We start from the raw sequence: 2863 nt of genomic DNA, 5'->3' as shown, positions 1-2863 counted from the left end.
GTGGAACCACGAAGGAAAAAACGACCAATCTTATCAAGGAATTTAGAAAAACAGTTCCAGAAATGACAATCAGAACCACCTTAATCGTTGGTTATCCTGGAGAAACTGATGAAGATTTTCAGGAATTGAAACAATGGGTTTCGGACATGCGTTTCGAACGTTTGGGCTGTTTTACCTATTCGCATGAAGAAAATACACATGCCTTTAATTTGGAAGATGATGTGCCAGAAGAAGTCAAAATCCAACGCGCCAATGAGATTATGGAACTCCAGTCGCAAATTTCTTGGGAATTGAACCAAACCAAACTAGGACAAACTTTTAAAGTCGTTATTGATAGAAAAGAAGGCGAATATTTTGTTGGCCGTACCGAATTTGACTCTCCAGATGTCGATAACGAAGTGCTTATTGATGCCTCGAAAATCTATTTGAAAACTGGCGAATTCGCCACGGTAAAAATTACTGAAGCTGAAGATTTCGATCTTTACGCTGAAGTCGTAACGTCTTAAGCGTTATTGCTCGTACAGCTTTAAAATATACTACATAAAAAAGACCTGAATGCAAAAGTTGTGCACTCAGGTCTTTTTTATATCATCGAAGCACCTAATTCGTGTACCTTCTACTTGAACAAAAACTCCGATAGTCTGGCAATTGGCAGAGTGTTATTGTGCTAAAATCAATTTTCATTAATTTTAGATAGACTGTTTTTGGCCACATCTAAAGCTCTGAGTATCGGTTTCTTTTTAAGTTTGTGCCTACTCATGCGTTTTAAAATGTTGGCTAGCACTTTTACTGCTTCAGTAATATGGGGGCCTTTGTTAAGCATGACACATTCGGCTTGACCACTTATAGTAGCATCCGAAATTTCTGCTCTTGTGGCTATTCCTTTTTTGGCTAAATTATCTAATACCTGTGTCGCCCATATCACTGGTATATGTGCTGCTTCACACAAAAGTAGGATTTGATCTTGCACCTCTGAAATTCGATCAAAACCTACTTCTACAGCAAGATCGCCCCTTGCAATCATGACGCCGATATTCCTATTTTTCATGGCTTCAAAAAGAATTAGAGGTAGGTTTTCAAAAGCTTCCTTATTTTCTATTTTGAATACAACGCCACAGGAAGTGTTGTCTAATTTATCAAGTTCATTATAAAGTTGGGTAACATCAGCGGCCTTTCTGACAAAAGAATAGCCGAGCATATCCGCATGTTTACTTACAAAAGGAAGCAATTCAATGTCATCAGGAGTCAAGGAAGGTAAGGTAAGAGAAGTGTCAGGAAGGTTAATGCCCTTGTCCAGTTTCAGTGATGTTTTATGTGCCTTTTTTATTAGAATACGAATCTTGTCAGTAGTTTTAGAAACTGCGACTGCTTCTATGGCACCATCATCAAAAAATACTCTATGTCCTATCTCAAGATCATCTATAATTTGTGATAGTGTTACGGTTATTTGTGGGAGTTCATTTGTGTTATCAGCAAGCACCATTGTGTTGAGATTATCTTCCTTTTTAAGATACATGAAATCTCCATCCAGTACATTCAGGCTACTTTTAGTTTTCCATTTTTCGTCTTTTTTATTATGGGAAAAAATCTCGGCAATCCTAATTTTAGGGCCTGGTAAATCCATGTATATTTTAACAGGCTGTTCCAATGTTTCACTTACAGCATGTATATTAGTCAGCATTTTTTTCCATAAAGACACGTCACCATGACTAAGATTTATACGGGCTATGTTCATTCCCGATTGTATCAAGTCTTTCAATAATTCTGAATTGTCAGCAGCTTCGTCTGGCATAGTAACCATAATCTCAGTAGAATGTGCTTTCTTATTAGATTTAAAAAGGGCGTTGACATGTTCCTGCAAAAGCTTTTGACTCCCAAAATAGCCAATGGTAGTGATGTTTTGGTCTTTTTCCCATGAGATACCTCGAAGCAGTTTTATCAACATTAGGGCGTTTGAAACGTTTGAAAGGGTGTAGCCTGCACCGCTGCCCAATGACGATATTCCAAGTTCGGACAGGTATCCCTGTATTTTTCGGATATCCATGCTTCTAAGTACCAGGTATCTATATAAATTAATGGCGCTTTCGGCGTAGCGTGGGTCAACAGTGAGATTAGTATTGTTTTCAGGGCTATGGCTTAAAAGCGACTCGTAAATCTTTTCAAGTCCTTTCTCTAGTTTTTTCAGATTCATCAAATTTTTTTCGTTATAAAATGTTCTCGCCTTACTGACCATAAGGCGAGAACCAATTTAAACATTCTAGGCCTTAAAATCAATAATTTAAATCATGTTTTGACTGCTTTATTATGTTATAGATTGAAATTTATGAACACCGAAGTGTACTTATGTCTCCTATTTTATTTCCCGCAGATTTCTTAAATCTGTTCTCAGATATCTTCAGTTATATGACAAAAAACGGATATGTATAATTTACATTACTAATAATTTGGAAGCGATAGAAAAGTAAATCAATACACCACAAATATCACAAAGACTTGTAACCAATGGCGCACTCGCCGTAGCGGCGTCTATTTTTAACTTGGTAAATATAAAGGGTAAAATCAATCCAATTAAACTGCCTAGCATCACGTTTAAAACCATAGCAATACAAACCACTACAATGATTTCTGGAGCCCTAAAGCTTGCGACTAGCGCGATACTTGCTGCCATAGTTATTCCTAATAAGAAGGACACTAAAAGTTCTCTTCCAATTAATTTATACCAGTCGGAGATTTGAATTTCGCCCAAGGCTAAATAACGAATCATAAGGGTGGCCGATTGCGAACCTGCATTACCACCACTATCAATCAGTAAGGGTAAAAAGAATACCAAGGCAACGAAGGATTGAATAATATCTTCAAAACC

The 2863-nt window shown here is 37.2% G+C and carries 2 protein-coding genes and 1 pseudogene; 1 reads left to right on the top strand and 2 read right to left on the bottom strand.

Going from position 1 to position 2863, the window contains the following annotated elements; all coding sequences use genetic code 11:
• Positions 1-506, top strand: a pseudogene (locus ABIQ28_RS03280) (30S ribosomal protein S12 methylthiotransferase RimO); the annotation flags it as partial.
• Between the two features lie 167 nt (positions 507-673).
• On the opposite strand, the gene ABIQ28_RS03275 reads toward ABIQ28_RS03280, so the two are convergent.
• Both ABIQ28_RS03275 and ABIQ28_RS03270 read right to left on the bottom strand, forming a co-directional pair.
• Positions 674-2191 (bottom strand): pyruvate kinase, encoded by a 1518-nt coding sequence (locus ABIQ28_RS03275; protein WP_348035324.1) that lies wholly within the window; start codon positions 2189-2191, stop codon positions 674-676.
• A 237-nt stretch (positions 2192-2428) separates the two neighbouring features.
• A partial coding sequence (locus ABIQ28_RS03270; protein WP_348035323.1) for a magnesium transporter occupies positions 2429-2863 on the bottom strand: 435 nt, incomplete at its 5' end.

The sequence above is a fragment of the Gelidibacter sp. genome (assembly GCF_039916245.1).
Classification (GTDB): Bacteria; Bacteroidota; Bacteroidia; order Flavobacteriales; family Flavobacteriaceae; genus Gelidibacter.
This window is presented reverse-complemented; position numbering and strand designations above follow the sequence as displayed.

Coding starts and splice junctions, on each gene's coding strand:
- ABIQ28_RS03275 (WP_348035324.1), bottom strand. CDS start 2,191: ATGAATCTGAAAAAACTAGAGAAAGGACTTGAAAAGATTTACGAGTCG.